The organism is Amycolatopsis sp. N2S4-7, from assembly GCF_058119595.1.
This window is the reverse complement of sequence record NZ_CP172299.1, coordinates 4653864-4671829: the sequence shown is the minus strand read 5'-3', so window position 1 is coordinate 4671829 and position 17966 is coordinate 4653864. Positions and strand designations below refer to the sequence as shown.

Sequence of the window (17966 nt, the reverse complement as noted above, 5' to 3'; positions counted from 1 at the left end):
GCGCGTTCACGCACAGTGATTGACCGCGGCGCGACTGAAGCGCCACACCGACGCGAACGCCGCGGCAGATCGATGCGAACAAGATCGCGACCGCAGTCTCGGCGCTGGGCTCGCTGGCCGCTGTGGGGGTCGCTGTGTGGGCTGCTTTACGAAGCCCCTTCCGGGCAAACTCCGCAGGCCACGTCGCAGCGCGATCGGAACCTGTGGGGCTCGAAAAGTCGTCGCTGCAGCTCAGGCGGTGTATCGGTACTCGTCGACAACCGCGACCGTCGTGTGGTCAACCGCGCAGGCTCCACCGTTGGTTCGCGCCGCCGTTGCACGACCAGAGGATGATCTTCGTGCCGCCGGCCGTCCCGGCGCCGTTGGCGTCCAGGCAGAGGCCGGACTGCACGCCGGTGATGGTGCCGTTCGAATTGACGTTCCACTGCTGGTTCGCCTGGCCATGGCAGTCCCAGATGATCACCTGGGTGCCGTTGGTCGTGCCCTGGCCGTTGGCGTCGAGGCACTTGGTGCCGTAAACCTGCAGCTTCCTGTCGGACGGATAAGTCCAACGCTGCTTGTCGACGCTCTGACAGTCCGCCAGTTGCGCCTGGGTTCCGTTGGCGGTGGAGCCGTTCGGCACCTCGACGCACCGGCCGGACTGGCTGCCCACGATCTGGGCACCCTGCTGCGGGGTTCCGCCGGGCGGGGCGTACCGGGCGGCCGTGATGTTGGCCTGCACGGCTTCCTCGGTGGCGTTCGACGGGTAACCGGCGGTCAGGACGCCCTCGTAGAAAGTGCCGGCGCCGGAAACGCTGTTGTCCCCGCCGATGCCGAGCAGGATCGCCCCCTGCTTCCTCATCGGGTGGTAGCCGCTGGGGCGCGGTCCGTCGAACACGGTCGACAAGCCGCCCGACTGCGCGTTGCCGCTCCGGATGGCCCAGTGGTTCGGTTCACCCTTGACGATGGCGGTGACGAAGCGGTGGTTGATGGTCGGGTTCGGGTTGTGGCCCGGGTTCACACCGGAGAACAGCCCCCACTCCAGGTCGGCCATGACCCACGGGCCGGGGCCGTCGCCGTAACCCCACTGCCGGTCGGCTCCGAAGTAGACGGTCTCCATGATGGCGGGCGAGTCGGCCTGGTTGTTCGTCTGCGCGTTGCCGTAGTCGAAGCAGCACCAGTTGTTGTAGTGGGCGCCGTCGACGACGGCGTAGATGCCTTCGGGCTGGTCACCGGTGGCGACGCCGTTGGTCCTGTTGTTGCGGTAGCCGGTGCCGGGTGAGATGGAGACGCCGTAGGCCTTCTGCCCGCCGACGGTGGTCGGGGCGGCCGTGGCGTCGGCGAGGTTGTCCCATCCGCCGGGGGCGGGCCCGGGCCAGGTGCCGGGAGGCGCCTGCGTGAGGTGGTTGCCCCGGCCGGACTGGTCGTAGATGACGGTGATGAGGCAGGTCGTGCCGGTGCAGAAGGAATCTTGGAGTGCGGCGTTGGCCGTACCGCCCGCGCTGAGCACGCCGATGTCTCGCGTGGTGTTGTCCGACGAGCGCCTGACCTGGTAGAGCGCGCCGTTGTACGTGCCGTACAGCGCACGGGTGGTGCTGTGCGCCGCCACGCACGGCGTGCCGCCGGCGGCGTAAATGTCGCATGGCCCGGTCGTGGCGGCTTGGGCCTCGGGATGGACGGCCGTTCCCGCGGTGACGGCCAGGGCGAACGTGGTGGCGACGGTCACCGTGAGGCGGCCGGGTCGGCGTCTCATACCTGTCGATGTCCTTCGTGGGTGCCCTGCTGGGCGAGGGTGGGGTGGGCCATGGCCTGAGCAGAGGTCCACGAGTTTCTCCGGGCGCGGAGAGGCCGGATCGTCATCGTGATTTCGGATCGGTTCGCACCAGCCTGATGGCGGGGACACGCGCTGGTGATCCGCCGAGCCGGCGTCGCGGCGGTCCGCGCGGCCGGGCCACGGCGACACACGCGGGCGAGGGAGATGACGGTAGTTCGTCGTTGAACCATGACGACTCCGAACAGGTCGGGAAGACTCGAATCGGTTCGACTTCCGATAGATGGTAAGTCGTTGATTGACGCCATCGCAATACTCTGATCTGTCGAATCGGTTCGGTCTCTTCGACGGCGGCGAGTCCTGGTCCTACCTCGCCGTCGCGCACTGCGGCCGGCGAGGTCGCGCCGATGCGCGTTCCGGCATCTCCCGGTCCTTGCGGAGCTTCCCCGGCGTCTCCGCCACTCAGATCAGGACGCGGCACTGATGGCTGGGGATAATGGTGCGATGTACCGAGGTGTTCTCGCGTCCGGCAGACGGTTCGCGGTGCTCGCAGGCTTGATCACGGCCGCGAGCCTGATTTCCGGGTGCGGGCCCGAGCAGGCCTCCGCCCCGCCACCTCGCCCCTGTCCCGGACCCTCCGGGCAACCGGCGCCGTACAACAAAGACGCAGCGCCCTTCAGCGGCTTGGCACCGCATTTGGCCACCCTGATCAAGGCGACGTCCGGCTACCCCGCCCCACACGACGGCCGTCGGCTGCTGTGGAGCTCGTTCGCGCCGAAGCTTCCGGCAGCGTGGGAACCAATACCAGAACCCAGCTCGGACCCGGACCAACGGCAGGTTCAAAACGGGCAGCACGGTGCCATCTACGCGTCAAAAGTACAGCTGGTGGTGTGCGAATACCCGATTTCCCTGGGCGACAGCAGTGTCGGCTACAGCTGTGGCCCGTACCAAGGCGGAGTCGGTGCGATCGCCGTGCATCGCCTGCGATACCGCTACGAAGTACGGCAAGCGCGAACTGCGGCGCTGGTCGGCACCTTCGAGCTGGACAGTGACGCATACCGCACGCCGGTCAACCTGTTCTGCCCCGATCGGGTCGACGCCGAAGCCGCCGAGAACGCCGTGGTGGCCGAGGTCGTGGCGGACGAAGCGCTCGCGACAGCGCTACGGCCCTACATCGGATCCTCGCAGCCCTGACCGCGCCGGCGCGGGAGGCTGAGGACTCCGACTGCTTCACGACCGGCGGCATCGTCACGGCCTCATATCTGCCGGCCCGGCGAAGGCCGGCAGGCTGCCGGTGGCGGGACGCGGCCGCACCGCGGGATTGCGCGAATGGCGCGACGGTGCGATGGTGCGGGTCTGGCCAGAACACTCTACGCATCGGACACGACATGGAATTGCTGACGCCCTGGGACGGTTCGAGGGTCGGGTTGGACCAGGATGAGATGCGTCGGCACAATCGCGGTGCTTTTCTTCGCCTTGTGCACCTGAGCGGCGGAATCTCGCGGGCTGAACTCGCGAGACGGATGAACCTCAATCGAAGCACGATCAAGACGTTGACGGCGGAACTGAGCGCGGCGGGCCTGGTCCGGGAGGTGCCGCAGACGGACAATCGTCACCAGGGCCGCCCGTCGCTCATCGTGCGGCCCGAGACTCGGCGTTTCCACGTATTGGCGTTCGACGTCGCGGTGGACCGGTTGGTCGCCGCCCGGATCGGCCTCGGCGGTGTCATCCTGGACCGCAAGGTCGCTGCCCGGCGCCGGTCCGGAGTCGATCTCGACTATGTGGTCACGACGCTCGCGGAGCTCGGCCGCCAGCTGACCGAGGCGGCGCCGTCGACGTCGACTTGCGTGGGACTGGGGGCCTCGTACTGCGGAATGATCCGTCCCGACGACGGGACCGTCCGTTTCGGCCCCGACCTCGGATGGGTCGACCAGGCGTTCGGCGCCGAATTGGCACGCCGGCTGGGGCTGGGACTGCGGGTGCCGGTGGGAAACGAGGCGCATCTCGGAGCGGTCGCGGAGCACCTTCGCGGGGCCGGGATGGGGGTGCAGAACCTTGTCTACCTGCACGGCGACGTCGGCGTCGGTGGCGGGATCATCGTCGGCGGCACGGTGCTGGACGGCGACGCGGGGTACGGCTGCGAGCTGGGCCATATGGTCGTCAACCCGCACGGCGGGCGACCTTGTGGCTGCGGCTCCAGTGGGTGCCTGGAGGCGGAAGCCGGTGAACGGGCCTTGCTGGACGCCGCACGCCGACCGGCGGAGGTCTTCGGTCGTGACGCCGTGCGGGCGGTGGCCGACGACGCGGCCGCGGGTGATGCCGACGCTCGAGACGCGCTCGATTACATCGGGGATTGGCTGGGCATCGGCGTGGCGAACCTCATCAATCTCTTCAATCCGGCCGTGGTCGTCTTCGGCGGAATGTTGCGGGATGTGTACGCCGGTGTATTGCCGCGAGTGCGCAGTCGCGTCGAACGCAATGTGCTGCCGGTGGCGAAGGAAAAAGTGCGCCTGAGTGTGTCGGCTCTCGGGGACGACACCACCCTGATCGGCGCCGGCGAGCTCGGATTCTCGCGGCTGCTGCGCGATCCATCGAGGGAAACGCCGCGGGTTTCGCCGAGCGCTTGGTGATCCGGCCGCGGCTCGCTTCGACGACGAGATCGCACAGTGACCGGGACGCTCTACCGGTAGATGTCGCGGAGCTTTGGTGATGTTCGTGGCGCCACCCCGGCGCCGGTGATGCGCGGCGAAAGCGGACGATGCGACCGGCGGCGACGTCGTCGGGTTCGAGAAGGACTCCGGTTTTGGTCCAGCGGCCGAAGACGGCGTAGCCGGTGTGGCGCGGGTTCCGCAGGATCGACCGGACCGCGCTCCCGAGCCGGCGATCGCCTCGGCGGTGTGGCCCGGCCGGCAGCCTGTGGTGACCACTCGCGTCGAGGTGGGTGAGCGGCCGGTCACCGGTACCGACTTCCTCTGAGCCGTTCGTGTGACCCCGTGGTAGGCGGCTCAACCGCCGACGGCACCCGGGCGTGGGGGCAGCGTCAACCGACCTCCAAGGGGGAGTCCCATGCTCAAGCGAACTCTCGCGCTGCTGACGTTGCTCTGCACGGCCATCACGCCCAGCCTGCTGTTCTCGGCCACCGTGGCCCACGCAGCGACCCCCGATCGAGTTGCTCTTGCGGCCGTCGCGTCGCCGAAGTGCTCAGGCACGGACACCCACGGCAAGATCCGTTTCCAGGTCTGCTTCCGCTGGAACTGCGACAGCACGAGGTGCAACGTGCTCGCCTACCTCGGGCTGATCAACACGGCCACGAGCGCCCGCACCGTCAAGTGGCACCTCCACTACGGCATCGACGGCGGCCCCTACACTCTCGAAGACGAGGGGTCGGCTCGGTTGACCGCGGGCGAACAGCGGACCATTTACTCCACGAACCCCCGGCAGACGAGGCTCTGCGTCCGGAACGAAGAGAACCTCCAGGTCGAATACGACAGCAGCGGGTGGAGCCTCGCGGCGATCACCAGTGAGTTCATCGGCTGTCTGTAGGTGCAGGCCCGCCGGCGAGCAAGGAGCGACGTTCTGAGCGTCTCCCTCTCGAGCTCGACGACGAGCTGATCGAGTCGCTGCTCGAAGAGGCCGTTCAGCCTGCAAGACCTCGCCTCGCCGACGCCGGCGCGCGGCGGCCGCACCCCGAGCCGGTGGACGTGCCCCACTTGCTCGATCAGGTGGCGGCGGCGCACCGGCCCCGCCGACCCGGTGCGGCTGCGGCAGGCCGTCGGCAATCTGGCGTCCAGCCGGCCGCGCCGGCGGGCAGCCCACCGGCCGGTGGGCTGCCCGCGGCCACCGCCTTCGTCCCGTGCGGTGCGACTCTGCACGGCAAGCCCTGCAGTCCGACAGCTCATCCGGGGCAGATCACAGCGCACAGGCATCCTCGCCGCCCGAACTACCGTGGAGGATCCCGGTTTATCCTGCCCTGACTTTCCTTTTGTGACCCGGTTTGCGCGTCAGTGGCGGTTTCCGTGCGGTGCCCAGATCCTGAACCGACCGCTGTCGTAGAGCAGCCCGAGCTGGTAGAGCATGCCGTCGTAATAACGGGCTCGCCCGGTCGGGACCGGCGTGTTCCAGAAATCACGGACAAAGGCGTTCTTGTCCGGATCGGTGGCCGAAATAGCCGATGTCGAATTCATCGCCACGAGCCCTTCGGCGTGCGCGGGTTCGTAGGTGTTCTGGCCGGCGGTCAACGGTGTGCCGTCGAGGTGGTACCGGCTGACGTAGGTGCTGACCCCCTGGCCCTGGAAGAAACGCTCCAGCGTGTTGGAGTACTGCGTCTCCCAGGGGCGGACGCCGTACCAGGAAGCGTCGACGTTGGCGTTGGCGATGGCACGCCACGCGTCTTCCTGGAAGTTGTGGTCGTAGGCGTTGTCGGTCACCGTCTCGTTCGGCCGCAGGTACGGTGTGCCGTCGAAGTGGGCGTAGTCCGGTGCCAGTCCCGTCGCCGGGTTCGCGGCGTTCTGCAGCAGTTTCTCACCGGCGGTGTACGCCTTGTCCCACAGGCTGCGGTCCGCCGGGTCGGCCTCCGCGAACACCTTGTAGAACCCGGTCAGGCTGTATGAGGGGTCGGTGAAGCCGACGGCGCCCGGCGGCGAGAACGTCGGCAGGAACGACTGGTGGTCGAACATGTCGACGCCGCCGTGGTCGGACTCGTGCCACATCGCGTGCAGGATCTGCTTCGCCTGCTGTCCGTAGTCGTAGGTCCCGGTGCCGTCGCCCCAGCGGCCCGACGCGAAGTCGAGCGCCGCGGCGATCCACTGGTCGCCGTCGGGCGCCACGCCGGTGTCGATGATCTTCCCGGTCGTGTCGGTGTGCCAGGCGAAGTAGTACTGCTCGGGCCCGCTCTGGAGCTGCATCTTGGTCTTGGCGAAGTTCCACAACGCGTCGAACTCCTGCTTGTGGCCCAGCTGCACCGAAATCATCATGGCGTAACCCATGCCTTCGGTGCGCACGTCCTGGTTGCCGATGTCCTCGACGTAGGCCAGGTCCGGGGCGAGCTGGTAGTACAGCGTCTGGCCGTCGAACCGGTCGGCGCCGGTGCCGGGGCTGCCGTGGAAGAGCTGCTGCCAGGTGGCTTCGATCTTGGCGTCGACCTGTCTCTTCGAGTAGCCGGCGCGGGCGAACGCGTCGGGATAGGGGCCGGCGTGCAGATTTCCCGGCGGATTGTGGGCGGGGGACGGTGCGGCGAATGCGGTCGCGGATACGGAGGACAACAAAGCGACGGTCGAGAGAATCAGGGTGCTGAGTTTCGCTGTCTTGCGCACACGACACCTCCTCGTGTCAGGGCGGGCACGGTGGCCGTGAGGCCGTCGTCAAACTAAGAGCCGGAGATAGCGACAGTCAATAGCCAACCCTGGCCAGAAAGGGGGGAGGTTATTTCAAATCCGGGGCTAACCTTGCTAACGTCACCGGAGTGGAATCGCGACAAATGCGCAATCGGCGCGCAGTTCTCTCCGCGGCACGATTCGGGCGCCCGACCACGCGCCTCGAGATCGCGCGCACGACCGGGCTCTCGGCCGCCACCGTCTCCGGCCTCGTCGCCGACCTGATCGCCGACGGCGTCCTGGTCGAACTGGAGCGGCGCGTCCCCGCCGCGGGGGTGGCGGGCGGGCGCCCGGCCGCGGCGCTCGCGGTCAACCCGGCGCTGGGCGTGCTGATCGGCGTCCACCTCGCCCACGCGGGGGTCCGGATCCTGCTCGCCGGCGTGGACGGCACCGTGCGCGCCGGGCACACCCACGAAATCGACGTCGACCACCGGCCCGGCGACACCCTCGAGTACGTCGCTTCCACGGCACTCGACCTCGTCGCCGACCTCGAAATTCCGCACCGGGAGCTGCTGGGCGTCGGAGTGGCGGTCTCGGCCCCGGTGCTGCTGCATTCGCAGGCGCTCAGCTCACCGCCGATGCTGAACGACTGGGGCGAGGTCGACATCGCGGCGCGGCTGGGGAAGCGGATGGGCCTGCCCGTGCACCTCGGCAACGACGCCGATCTCGGCGCCCTGGCCGAATGGCGCCTCGGCGCGGCGGTGTCCGCGGACAACCTCATCTACGTGATGCTGTCCGAGGGCGTCGGTGCCGGTCTCGTTCTGCAGGGACGGCTCTACGAGGGCGACGCCGGTGCCGCGGGGGAGCTCGGGCACGTCACGGTGGTACCGGACGGGCAGATCTGCCGCTGCGGCAGCCGGGGCTGCCTGGAGACCGTCGTCGGGGCCCGCGCTCTGGCCACCACGCTCGCCCACAGCCACGGCCCCTCCTTCAGCTTCGCCGACCTGATCTCGCTGGCGCAGCGGGGAGATCCCGGTGTCCGTCGCCTGCTCGGCGACGCGGGCCGGGCCGTCGGCACCGCGCTGGCCCCGGTCTGCACCGTGCTGAACCCGAAACTGGTCGTCGTCGGCGGCACTCTCGCGCAGACCGGCGAGCCCCTGCTGAGCGGCATCCGGGAAACGCTGGCGCGGGGCGTTTCGCCGGTCACCAACCGGACACCAGAGGTTGTCCCGGGCGCACTGGGCAACGACGCCGAAACGCTCGGTGCAGTGATCACAGCGAACCGGTTCACCGACCTCGGCTGAGGGCCGTCACGAACGGCGGTCACGGCGTTCCGGCATGATGAGCGGGTGTCCCGTCGTCAGCTCCGCCCGCATCAGGTGTGGCTGATCGGCGTTCCGCTCAACCTGCTGCTGGCCATCCCGTGCGCCTACCCGGTCGCGTTCGCGATGCTGGGGACGCAGGTCCTCGCGGCTGAGCTCGGGTGGGGCACGATCGACCCCACTGTGGTCGACGACGGTGCGGGTTTCGTGATCGGGCTCGGCCTGGTCTCGTTGGTGTTCGCCGGGTCGGTCGTGGCCGGCCTGAATGCCCTCTTCGCTTTCCGCGCACCGCAGCTCAAAGCGGGCCGTTACTGGCTCGCGGTGGCCCTGCTGGTCGTGGTTCCCGACATCGTCTACTGGACCACCCGCTAGGAAGAAGCACGGTCTCGGTGACGCCCTCAGCCCCGACGCGCACCAGGCGATCGCCGAGCAGACCCACGGTCCGGTCATCGCCGCCATCTCGCAGCTGCTCGACGCCGGCAAACACGACGGCACCATCCGCGCCGACGCCGATCCCCGCGACTTTCTGCAGCTCACCGGCGCCCTTTGGCGGGCCGCCTCGGGGCCGGAGGACCGCTCATCGTCGATGCTCGCCCTCACCCTCGACGGGTTGAGCGTTCACCGGCGCCGGTGAACGACGGATATCACCTGGATCACGCTATCCGATGAATCTGTGCATGCCGCGGATCGCCGGCCGTTCACGCCGGCTCCGGCCCGCCGGTTCCGGTGGTGCTGACGCGCGTCGTCCCGGTCGAGCGCCTGGCCGGCGGACTGCGGGTGGCCGCTCCACCCAGCAGTGGCAGGACGCTGATTACAGCGTCTCGCCGTGATTTGTCACGCCCGCCGAAGTGGTTGTCGCGTAGCGGAAATCCCGGTGACCTGTCAAGCCGTCGCGAAACACCTCGCCGTCCTCGACCGCGTCGGCCTCGTTCACGGCCGCCGCACTGCGGGCCGTGAAAGCACTACGCAACTGTGACACTTTTGCGTGAACTGCCACACGGGACGCCGACGGTTCGCTACAGTCCTGCGTGGCTCCGATCGGAGCAAGATCAAGCGGGGGAAGGTACGCGCACATGCGGGGAACACTGATCATGCTGGCCTGCCTGGGGGCCGTGCTCACGGCCGCCGGCTGCGGCGGCGGAATCGACGGCTCGGCCTCGGCACCGAGCGGGTCGGCGCCCGCCGCGCAGCCTCCGACGTCGGCCGCGCCCGAGGCGAAGACCGCCGACCCGCCCATGGCGTTCGACAAGAGCGCACCCGTCGGGCTCCCGGCCGGCGCGCTGCGCGCCAACGTGGCGGGCAACGTCACCTCGACGTTCATGACGCTGCGCGATCGCACCGGCTACATCATCACCGCCACCGCGCTGAACGTGGTCGACGTCCTTACGGGACAACAAAAGTGGACGGTCCCTTTCGAACGCCAGCCCGGTGACCCGTACAACCAGAGCGGTCCGTTCGTCAACACCACCGGGCCGCGTCCGCCGGCGGTCGGTGACAGGTTCGTCGCCGCCGCCGTCCCGGTCCTCATCCCGGAGAAGGGCACCACGCCGGCCTACATCGCGCTGTCGGTGGTCGCGGCCGACGTCGAAAAGGGCACCAAGGTCTGGCAGTCCGAGACCAAGGTCTCCGAGGACCAGTACGCCAGCGCGAGCAACGCCGTCACGGAGGTCGTCGCCATCACCGACAAGGCCGTGGTCGCCAGTTATGGCCGCTCGGACGAGGAGCACGTTACGGTCGCGCTCGACCCCGCCAGTGGCAAAACCCTGTGGGAGCGCAAGGACTACGCTGCCGGCAGCGTGTCCGGCGACGTCGTCGTCGGCGCCGACTACAACGTCGCCGAAAACTCCTCGATGGTCCAGGCGACCGCGCTCGACCTGGCGACCGGCCGGCAGAAGTGGGTCGGCGCCGCGCAGTCGTCCTCGGTCATCGTGACGCCCGCCGGCCCGGCGCTGGTCGTGCTCACCCGGACCGACTACGGCAACGGCCACCCGTTCCTGTTGTTCCTCGACCCCGCCACCGGTGCGGAGACGCTCAAGGTCGAGGGCGAGAAGGACTTCGGCCCCACCTCGTACGGAACCTGCTCGTACGACGAGCAGTCCGTGGTCTTCTGCGACGCGCGCGGGGTCTTGACGGCCTATGACGCCAAGACCGCCGCGAAACTCTGGACGCTGCCCGACAAGGCCGCCAACCGGGTGGCCCCCGACGTCATCACCGCGTGGCACGGAGCCCTCTACGGCTGGACCGCCGGTCGTCAGCCGATCGTGCTGGACGCCAAGACGGGCAAGGACCTTGCCACCGACGACGTCGGCGTCGTCCCGGCCGTGGTCAGCAAGTACGCCGGCATCGGGGTCGGCGACGACGGCGTGCCCGTGGCGTACCCGGTCAAGAACTAGTTTTCACCGACTTGAAAGGCGATCCATTGTCCGCACGTTCAGTTTTCTTGCTCGCCACGGGCGTTGCCCTGCTGATCTCCGGCTGCTCGGGTGGGGGCGGCACCTCGGCGGCGCCGGCGTCCTCGAGCACCGCCCCACCGCCGGCGACCACGTCGGCCACCGCGGCACAGACCACGACCACGCCGCCCGCCCCGTCGTCGACGACGACGGCGAACGCAGGGGCGGTCGAGCGCTACGAAAACTTCCTGCACGCGGTGGGCAACCTAGACGTCGCCACGGCCTGCGAAATCGCCGCGCCCGCGGCCAAGACGGCCGAGGACGAGGGCATGGGGCCGTGCGAACAGACGTTTCCGATCACCTTCGCGATGTTCAGCCCGGCGCAGCGGAAAGCTCTGCAGGGCGCCACCGTGGACCGGGCCCGCATCACCGAGTCTTCGAAGAAGGTCGAGATCCCGGCGAAGGCGGTCAAGGCCACTGCGAAGTTCACCGACAGCGACCTGGGTGACGCCGTGCTGGAGCTGCGCAACGGAAAGTGGTACGTCACCGACTGAGCCGCGCGGCGGATGCTGCAGTTCGTGGCGGTGGTTTCAGCTGGAGCGCGAGCCCGCCGGAAGAACCGGACGCGGCCGCGTTCTGGGCCCAGGTCGGGGTACACCCTCCGCCCCTGCGAGTTCGTGCTCGCACCAGGAAGCAGCCGGACTGCGCATCGAACCCCTCTGGCCGAAATGGTGGTGACACCGCAGCCAGCGAATGGGCTCGGTCGCGGTCGTCAGCCTCGCAACGCCAGGCCGAGCTCATCCCGAAACCGGATCCTCCCGGTCATGCGCCCAGCAGCTCCGAGGCCGGCCCGCTGAGCTCGTCGTTCCCGGTGAGCGCCCGGATCAGCGGGAGCGCCGTACTTCGCGGCGATCGCGGTCAGTGGCTCCATCCGACTCACCTTAAGCCCGTGACAGTCCGGGCCATTCTGGACGGTTCGAAGACTGTTGAGCTTCGTCGCACCCGGCTTCAGGCGCCGGCAGGAACCCGGCTGCTTCTCCGGTCATGTCGGAGTGGCAACGGTGGAAGCGGTTGAGTCGGCGTCGCCAGGTCAAATCCGGCGACGGCACCGTCTGGCGGTCGGTCTCGACCGGAGTGAGTTCGATGCGTACTTCGAGGACGCGCAGCGCGCAACAGCGCTGATCATCAGTTCGCCGCGACGGCTTGCTGAACCTCCGGACCTGGCTGTGCGGACCATAACCAGTCGAGTGCTGAACAGTGTGACCCGGCGTAGCCCCACGTCGGGTATCAACGGCGGGCCAGGGACAGGGGGCCTCGCACGACCAGGTCGAAGCGGTCAACCAGTAACGAGAGCGCTACGACGAGTTCGACGCCAGGCTCCGGCATCAGCGGTGATCCGGGCCAGGCGGAGCTCATCGGCACCCAGGTCGCCATGGGCGAGAGTCATTGGCCACTCGTCAAGTACTGCGCCGGGCCTGGAGGAGTTCCAGCGCAGTCCATTGGGCGGACCGTTGGGCTGTGTCAGCCCTGGTTGCCTGTGAGGCTGCGGATATGGCACTCAGTGAAGAGGACGTTCGACAACTCGCCAACGAGTTGTGGCGAGCGGAGAGCGATGCGGCGCCGGTCGTACCCCTCAGTTCCCGGTATCCCGGCGCAAACGTCGACGACGCCTACCGGATCCAGCTGGAAGGGATCCGGCTCCGGGTGGGGACGGGCGACGTCGTGCGTGGGCACAAGGTCGGGCTGACGGCTCGCGTCATGCAGGAACAGTTCGGAGTGGACCGCCCCGACTTCGGTCACCTGCTCGGTTCGATGTTTCACCCGGAAGGCGAGCCGCTCCCCGTGGACGCGTTGATCGCGCCGCGGGTGGAGCCGGAGCTCGCGTTCGTGCTGAAGGCGCCGTTGCAGGGGCCCGGGGTGACCGTGGCCGATGTGCTCGCGGCGACCGACTTCGTGCTGCCGGCGCTGGAAATCATCGATTCGCGCATCCAGGACTGGAAGATCGGCATCGTCGACACCGTCGCGGACAACGCGTCCTCGGCCAGGGTGGTCCTCGGTGGCGTCCGAACCCGGATCGAAGACGTGGATCCTCGCCTGATCGGGGTGGTGCTCCGGCGCAACGGTGAGATCGTGGAGACCGGCGCCAGCGGCGCGGTGCTCGGAAACCCCGCACAAGCCATCGCCTGGCTGGCGAACACCATCGCGAGCCGAGGTCGTTCCCTCGACACGGGCGACTTGATCATGCCCGGTACCTGCACCCGGGCGGTCGACATGCAGCCGGGTGATGCTTCGGGACGGCGCGATGGTCGCCGGCTACCTCGGCGACCCGCAGGGCATCGCACGATCCCTCTACGGCGCCGGTTGTGCGGTGATCGAGAAGCACACGACATCCGGAGGGCGGCCGGCTTGATCGGACCGTTCCAATGGACGGATCGGACAGCTGAAGCGGGCACGCGTGGCTGCGAGGATCGCGAGCATGGCACTCAGCGACGAGGACGTACGACAGCTCCCGGATAGCCGTGGCGAGCCGAGACGGGCACGACACCGGCCGTCCGGCTCGGCCGGTGAGCTGAGCAAGGTCGGCTGAGCCCGTGAGGTCGGTCGTGAAGCGACCTGGCGGAGAGGGGTTTCTTCCGGCGCGGTTTCACGGGCGGACCACGTTGGTGCTGCTGCTGGCGGGGGCCCTTTTCGCGCCGTTGGTGGCATTGGAAGTGTTGTTCACCCGCCCGTTCGTCGCTTCGACGTTCGCCAGCATCGCGGCGATCGCGTTCCATGATGTGGCGCGCTATTGGCGGGAGAGGCGCCGGATCTTCCTCTGCTACGCCGCGGCCTTCGCGCTCGCGAGTTCGCTCTCCCTGGGTGCCGCGGCGGTCTCATTGCCTTTCGTCGTTCCTGCGACCGTCACGGCGGTGCTGGTGCTCGCCAGCCGGGCAGGGCGTGCCTACCCGCCGCTGGCCTGCGTCTCCTTCGCGGTGCCCGCGAGTGGTTCGCTCCAGTCGATCGCCGTCGACTGGGCGGCCGCGGCTGCCGCCGCGGTGTACCTGTTGACTGCGCTGGTACCTCTCACCGGTCTCGTGAGCCGGGTCCGGACGGAGGCCTGATCCGCCGCGACGCCGAGGTCGCCGACGGCAGCCGCATCCCGTAAGTGGCGTTCGGCGACCAGTGGAGGCGTCTTGCCACCGGCCTTGGCGAGGCAGCGGGCGTACCGGCGGCAGCTCATCGATTGCGGCAAGTGCCTGCCGGTAGCGACGTAGTTCCGCGCGCTCTGCAATGGCGGGTTACTCGCTGGCCGGCCTTCGCCGCTCAGCAGGAACCCCGCGATCGGGTCCCGCTCAGCCTGGGGCGCGCTGACCTGGTGGTTCGGCACGCGAAAGCTGTCTGCACAAGTCACGTAGCAACCCCTTTTGCGCCGTCCCCACATGATACGAACTTCATATGATATGGTTCTCGTATTGGATAGAAGGAAGAAGGTAACCCGGAACGGGGCCACCGCCCGGGGGAAGGGATTGCCATGATCGTGCTCACCGGGGCGACCGGACTCGTCGGACGCCTCCTCGCCGCCGAACTCGCCGAAAGCCACGAAGTCCGCGCCATCACGCGCTCGCCGCGGAACGCCGGGTTGCCCGCCGGCGTCGAGGTCGTCGAAGGCGACCCGCAGCGGCCGGAAACTCTCGCCGACGCGCTGCGCGGCGCGGATGCGGTGTTCCTCCACTCTCGCGCCGTCGGCGATGCCGCCCACGGCGTCGTCGCGCAGGCCCGGGAACTTGGCGTCCGCCGGGTCGTCGCGCTCGCCGCGGCCAATGTGGACGACCGGCTCGACGCGCAGCCGTCGCGCTTCCGCGGCGACCGCAACAAAGAGGCCGACGACGCGGCCGCGACGAGCGGTCTCGACTGGGTCAGCCTGCGGCCCAGCGCGTTCGCCCTCAACGCGCTGACCGCCTGGGGCAGCCAGATCCGCGCGGGCGACGACGTCCGCTACGTGTACGCGGGCTTCGAGGAGTCGCCGCTGGACGAACGCGACCTGGTCGCGGTGCTCGCGAAGGCCCTCACCGATGACGACCTGCTCGGCCGACGCGTCGACCTCACCGGCCCGGCGTCGCTGTCGCACGAGGAAATGGTCCGGCAGATCGGCGTCGCGCTCGGGCGGCCGCTGCGGTTCCACGAGGTCCCGGCCGAGCTCGCGGCGCGCGGCATGGTGGCCAACGGGCTGCCGGAGCCGTTCGTCACCGCGATGATGGCCCGCTACGCCGCGCACCGCACGCGCCCGCAGTTCCCGCCGACGCCGGAACTCGAGAAGATCCTGGGCCGGCCGCCACGCACCTTCGCCGAGTGGGCCGCCGACCACGCTGACGACTTCGACGCGGCGAGCTGATCGACACGGAGGTCACAGTGCCCGCAAATCGTGAGAAAGTCCGGTTCCGCAGCGGGGGTATGGAGTGTGCCGCCTGGCATTATCCGGGGACGAATGGCGGTTGCGTCGTCATGGCCGGTGGCTTCGGGGTGACCAAGGAACCGGCGACGGACCTGTTCGCGGGCCGGTTCCACGACGCCGGCTTCACCGTTCTCGCCTTCGACTACCGTCACCTCGGGGAGAGCGACGGGCAGCCCCGCCAGGTCGTGCGCGTTCGTGAGCAGCTGGCCGACTCGCGCGCCGCGATCCGGTTCGCCGCGACGCTGCCCGGTGTCGACCCGACGCGGGTGGCGCTGTGGGGCTTTTCCTCCTCAGGAGGTCACGTCTTCCGCGTCGCGGCCGGCGATACGCAGCTCGCGGCGGCCATCGCCCAGACACCGAACGCCGACGGCCTCGCTGTCTCCCGCAACGCAGCCCACCACCAGAAGCCGCTCGCCATGCTCGGCCTCACCGCCCGGGGAACCCTCGACGCCCTCGGGAGCCTCATCGGCCGCCCACCGCTGCTGGTACCGCTCGCCGGCAGGCCGGGAACCGTCGCGGCACTCACCACCCCGGACACCCTCGACGGCGACCGAGCCCTCAACCCGGGTGGCCGGTACCCGGACTGGCGGCAGGAAGCCGCCGCCCGATCAGCGCTGGCACTCGGCCTTTACCGCCCAGGCCGGCACGCACACCGAATCTCGGTTCCGCTGCTCGTCCTGATCTGCGAGCAGGACCGATCGGCCCTGCCCGGACCCGCGATCCACGCGGCCACGCGGGCACCACAAGGCGAACTGGTCCGGCTGCCCGGCGGCCACTACGCCCCCTTCCTCGACGGCCACGACCAGGCCGCCGAAGCCGAACTGTCGTTCCTGCGTAGGCACCTGCTCGACCCAGCACCGGCCACCACGCCGCCCCAGAGCGGTTCAGGAAGGAAAAATGCATGCGTCCAGCCGGAAAACTGATCCTGTCCCTCCTCCTTGCCTTCGGTCTCCTGTTCACGGCGGCACCAGCCCAAGCCGACGAACCCGATGCGCTGAACTGGCCGCATCCCCGGTTCCTCACCTACAACGTCTGTGGCGGCGTCTGCTCCCTCTACCAGGGCTCGAGAACCGCGTGGCGCGACACCATGGTCGACGCGATGGACCACTGGGACGCCGATCTCGTGATGTTCCAGGAAATGTGTTACGGGCAATGGACCCTGCTGCGCGACACTCTCGCGAACCGCACGTCCGGTCCCGCCTACGACTCGGTGTGGGGCGCGGCGCTGCCGGCGAACTCCGGTTGTAAGAAGTGGGGCACCGACACCCGCTATGGCCTGGCCATCTTCGGCAAGGGCAAATCCGGCACGATCGACAACGGTTCCCGCAGCGTCGTCATGCTCCCCAACCCGAGCGGCGGCGAGCAGCGGATCCTGCTGTGCGCCAAGACCACCCTCGCCGGGCGCGGCGTCCGCGCGTGCAATACGCACATCGACTACCAAGGCCGCGATCCCGAGGCGCAGATCGCGCAGGTCGCCGTGCTCACCCGCGACTACGCCGGCCGGGGAGAGCCGGTGGTCCTCGGCGGGGACTTCAACGTACTCCCCAAAGACGTCCGGTTGACCCCGCTCTACGACCACGGCGGCGGCACCGGCATCTTCCAGGAAGTCGACGAGAACGACAAGTCCGAGTTCACCGGCGCGGACTGTCCCCAGTCCGGCGACCGGTGCCGCAGCGGGGAAGCGACCGCTGAACCGTCGTGCTCACCACGTGTATCCGATCCCGGAAAGATCGACTACATCTTCCTGAGCGCCTACTGGTTCACCACCGTGCGCGGTGACGCCGCGGCCTGCACCGCGGGAATGTCCGACCACCACCTGCTGCGGGGTGCCGCCGCCTGGGAACACTGACCACCCGCGCCGGCTGCGTGCGCACCGGCCGACCTCGGTTAGTACATCGAATACCGGCACCTTGGCTTCGGCCGCACCTTGGTGGTGGCCGCCGTGGCTCGTGCCCGTCTCACCCGGTGGACGACACCGCTGCCGGACGGCCCGGTGGCGAAGTCGTTCGTGCCCGGATCGCCATACGCCGACCCGGTCAGTGCGCCCGGTCTCCTCGGCGATCTCGCGTCGCGCGTTGTTCTCGAGCTTCTCGCCGGGCTCCTGGCTGGTAGTTCTCTTCGGTGCGTTGGTCGATGTCGAGGGAGTCGAGCCAGGCGGGGGTGAATTCGGCGATGGTGGTGCGGCCGTCTTCGGGGCCGATCCGGGTTCAGGTGCGCTGTTCGTGGAGCATCGTGCGATGTGGTCGTCGGCGCTGCTGACTCGCTCGGCCGCATCGGCGGAAACAGAACGGCGGTGATCCGCTGCCAACCGCGAGGCTGGTTCGGGTCGGTGGCGGAGCCCTGGCCGACCCTGCGAAGGTGACGCGTCAGAGAACCTTTGGTGATCCACCTGTTCAGGGGGACGCTGCTGGGGCACTTTTCGTGACCCCATTTCGACGCCATCTGGCAGTTCAGCCACTCGCCAGTAGTAGAACTTCTACTCCTCACTGCCAGTGAGAGTCGATCATGGCCCTGACCTGCGGAGATAAAGAATCGCCTAGTCAGATCATGCGCTTCGGTGCCGTTGCTTGCAACCGTGTGTTGTTGAGTGCAGTTGTAACAGGGGGTTTGGAATGGCGGCGCTCGTATCGAACATCCGGCGCAGCCTGCATCGACACGGGGCTTGGATCCACCCGAGCACTACGAGGCCGAGCCAGGTCGTGTAGCCGGCCCGCTCTCATGAGCGGCGTTGCTTGAGGGACCCCTCCTGGGTTGAGGTGC

The 17966-nt window shown here is 68.7% G+C and carries 17 protein-coding genes; 14 read left to right on the top strand and 3 right to left on the bottom strand.

Annotation, left to right across the window (positions count from 1 at the left end; translation table 11 throughout):
- Nucleotides 1-277 precede the first annotated feature (277 nt).
- Entirely contained in the window at nucleotides 278-1732 is a 1455-nt protein-coding gene (locus ACH54P_RS21815; protein WP_489915542.1) for an arabinofuranosidase catalytic domain-containing protein, read from the bottom strand.
- 714 nt (nucleotides 1733-2446) lie between these two features.
- Between ACH54P_RS21815 and ACH54P_RS21810 the strand changes: the two genes are divergently transcribed.
- The 3 genes from ACH54P_RS21810 to ACH54P_RS21800 all read left to right on the top strand — a co-directional run bounded on the left by ACH54P_RS21810 (nucleotide 2447) and on the right by ACH54P_RS21800 (nucleotide 5293).
- Nucleotides 2447-2944, top strand: a complete 498-nt coding sequence (locus ACH54P_RS21810) for a hypothetical protein (RefSeq protein WP_489915540.1) — start codon at nucleotides 2447-2449, stop codon at nucleotides 2942-2944.
- Nucleotides 2945-3138: 194 nt separating this feature from the next.
- Nucleotides 3139-4380: an ROK family protein gene (locus tag ACH54P_RS21805; RefSeq protein ID WP_489915538.1), complete on the top strand. Its 1242-nt coding sequence runs from the start codon at nucleotides 3139-3141 to the stop codon at nucleotides 4378-4380.
- A 436-nt stretch (nucleotides 4381-4816) separates the two neighbouring features.
- Nucleotides 4817-5293, top strand: coding sequence for a hypothetical protein (locus ACH54P_RS21800; protein WP_489915536.1), 477 nt, complete (start codon nucleotides 4817-4819; stop codon nucleotides 5291-5293).
- A gap of 458 nt (nucleotides 5294-5751) precedes the next feature.
- On the opposite strand, the gene ACH54P_RS21795 is transcribed toward ACH54P_RS21800, so the two are convergent.
- Nucleotides 5752-7011, bottom strand: a complete 1260-nt coding sequence (locus tag ACH54P_RS21795; RefSeq protein WP_489915534.1) for a family 8 glycosyl hydrolase — start codon at nucleotides 7009-7011, stop codon at nucleotides 5752-5754.
- Between the two features lie 215 nt (nucleotides 7012-7226).
- Here ACH54P_RS21795 and ACH54P_RS21790 point away from each other — a divergent pair, with 215 nt between their 5' ends.
- The 3 genes from ACH54P_RS21790 to ACH54P_RS21780 are packed head-to-tail and all read left to right on the top strand — an operon-like array spanning nucleotide 7227 to nucleotide 9018.
- Entirely contained in the window at nucleotides 7227-8366 is a 1140-nt protein-coding gene (locus tag ACH54P_RS21790; protein WP_489915532.1) for an ROK family transcriptional regulator, read from the top strand.
- A 45-nt stretch (nucleotides 8367-8411) separates the two neighbouring features.
- Nucleotides 8412-8756: a hypothetical protein gene (locus tag ACH54P_RS21785; protein WP_489915530.1), complete on the top strand. Its 345-nt coding sequence runs from the start codon at nucleotides 8412-8414 to the stop codon at nucleotides 8754-8756.
- Complete coding sequence (locus ACH54P_RS21780) at nucleotides 8650-9018, top strand: SbtR family transcriptional regulator (RefSeq protein WP_489915528.1); 369 nt, start codon at nucleotides 8650-8652, stop codon at nucleotides 9016-9018. The genes ACH54P_RS21785 and ACH54P_RS21780 overlap by 107 nt, the downstream gene beginning before the upstream one ends.
- Before the next feature lie 177 nt (nucleotides 9019-9195).
- Here the strand turns inward: ACH54P_RS21780 and ACH54P_RS21775 are convergent, their stop codons facing one another.
- Nucleotides 9196-9318, bottom strand: a complete 123-nt coding sequence (locus ACH54P_RS21775) for a hypothetical protein (protein ID WP_489915526.1) — start codon at nucleotides 9316-9318, stop codon at nucleotides 9196-9198.
- 139 nt (nucleotides 9319-9457) lie between these two features.
- Between ACH54P_RS21775 and ACH54P_RS21770 the strand changes: the two genes are divergently transcribed.
- From ACH54P_RS21770 to ACH54P_RS21735, 8 genes are all read left to right on the top strand, one after another.
- Nucleotides 9458-10777: an outer membrane protein assembly factor BamB family protein gene (locus tag ACH54P_RS21770; RefSeq protein ID WP_489915524.1), complete on the top strand. Its 1320-nt coding sequence runs from the start codon at nucleotides 9458-9460 to the stop codon at nucleotides 10775-10777.
- Between the two features lie 47 nt (nucleotides 10778-10824).
- Entirely contained in the window at nucleotides 10825-11328 is a 504-nt protein-coding gene (locus tag ACH54P_RS21765; protein ID WP_489915522.1) for a hypothetical protein, read from the top strand.
- Nucleotides 11329-12325: 997 nt separating this feature from the next.
- Nucleotides 12326-13291, top strand: coding sequence for a 2-keto-4-pentenoate hydratase (locus ACH54P_RS21760; protein WP_489915520.1), 966 nt, complete (start codon nucleotides 12326-12328; stop codon nucleotides 13289-13291).
- Nucleotides 13292-13434: 143 nt separating this feature from the next.
- Nucleotides 13435-13875, top strand: coding sequence for a hypothetical protein (locus ACH54P_RS21755; RefSeq protein WP_489915518.1), 441 nt, complete (start codon nucleotides 13435-13437; stop codon nucleotides 13873-13875).
- A gap of 410 nt (nucleotides 13876-14285) precedes the next feature.
- Nucleotides 14286-15146 carry an NAD(P)H-binding protein gene (locus tag ACH54P_RS21750; protein ID WP_489915516.1) on the top strand — a complete coding sequence of 287 codons (861 nt, stop codon included), beginning with the start codon at nucleotides 14286-14288 and terminating at the stop codon, nucleotides 15144-15146.
- A 128-nt stretch (nucleotides 15147-15274) separates the two neighbouring features.
- Nucleotides 15275-16129 (top strand): alpha/beta hydrolase, encoded by an 855-nt coding sequence (locus ACH54P_RS21745; protein ID WP_489915514.1) that lies wholly within the window; start codon nucleotides 15275-15277, stop codon nucleotides 16127-16129.
- A complete protein-coding gene (locus ACH54P_RS21740; RefSeq protein ID WP_489915512.1) occupies nucleotides 16108-17055 on the top strand; it encodes an endonuclease/exonuclease/phosphatase family protein in 948 nt (315 codons plus the stop codon). Before ACH54P_RS21745 ends, ACH54P_RS21740 begins: the two co-directional genes overlap by 22 nt.
- 226 nt (nucleotides 17056-17281) lie before the next feature.
- A complete protein-coding gene (locus ACH54P_RS21735; RefSeq protein ID WP_489915510.1) occupies nucleotides 17282-17503 on the top strand; it encodes a hypothetical protein in 222 nt (73 codons plus the stop codon).
- The last annotated feature ends 463 nt before the right edge of the window (nucleotides 17504-17966 follow it).

Coding starts and splice junctions, on each gene's coding strand:
- ACH54P_RS21780 (WP_489915528.1), top strand. CDS start 8,650: ATGCCCTCTTCGCTTTCCGCGCACCGCAGCTCAAAGCGGGCCGTTACT.
- ACH54P_RS21805 (WP_489915538.1), top strand. CDS start 3,139: ATGGAATTGCTGACGCCCTGGGACGGTTCGAGGGTCGGGTTGGACCAG.
- ACH54P_RS21770 (WP_489915524.1), top strand. CDS start 9,458: ATGCGGGGAACACTGATCATGCTGGCCTGCCTGGGGGCCGTGCTCACG.
- ACH54P_RS21790 (WP_489915532.1), top strand. CDS start 7,227: ATGCGCAATCGGCGCGCAGTTCTCTCCGCGGCACGATTCGGGCGCCCG.
- ACH54P_RS21800 (WP_489915536.1), top strand. CDS start 4,817: ATGCTCAAGCGAACTCTCGCGCTGCTGACGTTGCTCTGCACGGCCATC.
- ACH54P_RS21760 (WP_489915520.1), top strand. CDS start 12,326: ATGGCACTCAGTGAAGAGGACGTTCGACAACTCGCCAACGAGTTGTGG.
- ACH54P_RS21740 (WP_489915512.1), top strand. CDS start 16,108: ATGCGTCCAGCCGGAAAACTGATCCTGTCCCTCCTCCTTGCCTTCGGT.
- ACH54P_RS21815 (WP_489915542.1), bottom strand. CDS start 1,732: ATGAGACGCCGACCCGGCCGCCTCACGGTGACCGTCGCCACCACGTTC.
- ACH54P_RS21750 (WP_489915516.1), top strand. CDS start 14,286: ATGATCGTGCTCACCGGGGCGACCGGACTCGTCGGACGCCTCCTCGCC.